The following is an 877-nucleotide window of genomic DNA, read 5'->3' on the forward strand; positions in this document are numbered from 1 at the left end:
ACCATGTTCCGACTAAGGCGTTGGAAGGAATATTGTAAAAACGCGCAGTTTCTCTAATACTCATTTTCCCATTCAAAATAGGTTGAAGAACCTGTAATTTAAATTCGATTGTGTAGTGTTTACCCATAAAAAATCTGCACCTCAATTGTTGGTTTGTTGAGTCCAACTTTTGGGGCGCAGATCAAAATGGGGATGAAATTGCATTTTTCCCACCTGTAACAGGGGGCTAAATGACTGACATTCAAATTTCAGTGCAAGAACAACCTTTTGATCAAAATGCCGTTTACCAATGGCTTTCTGAGCAACATTCGGTTGGCGCAACGGTTATTTTTGTGGGTAAAGTACGTGATCTTAATTTAGGTGATGAGGTATCTAGCTTATATTTGGAACATTATCCTGCAATGACAGAAAAAGCCTTACGTGAAATTGTAGAACAGGCGAAAGCGCGTTGGGATATTCAGCGAGTGTCGGTTATTCATCGTGTTGGGCTTTTACATACTGGTGATGAAATTGTTTTAGTCGGCATCAGTTCTGCTCACCGAGGTGATGCCTACCATGCTAATGAATTTATTATGGACTTCTTAAAATCTAAAGCGCCGTTCTGGAAAAAAGAACAAACTAATCAAGGTGAACGTTGGATTGAAGCAAGAGAGAGCGATAAAAAAGCGTTAAGTAAGTGGTAATTCAATATAAAAAATATGGTCATTTTATGGCCATTTTTACTTTTATTAGCAAAATAATTACATAATTACATAATTACATAATTACATAATTACATAATTACATAATTATATATACTTTTAGTTATTAATTTATCTTTACATTACATTTAGTTTATCAATAAAAACTGTTTTTATCAATTTTTGTAGATCATTTG

Annotated in this window: 1 protein-coding gene; it reads left to right on the forward strand. The window is 34.2% G+C overall.

Translation table 11 applies throughout. The annotated features are described in order from the left end of the window. The first annotated feature begins 230 nt into the window (after positions 1-230). Positions 231-683, forward strand: a complete 453-nt coding sequence (moaE, locus tag ACTHUR_RS12685; protein ID WP_107791838.1) for a molybdopterin synthase catalytic subunit MoaE — start codon at positions 231-233, stop codon at positions 681-683. The last annotated feature ends 194 nt before the right edge of the window (positions 684-877 follow it).

It is taken from the genome of Neisseria sp. P0021.S007 (genome assembly GCF_051956855.1).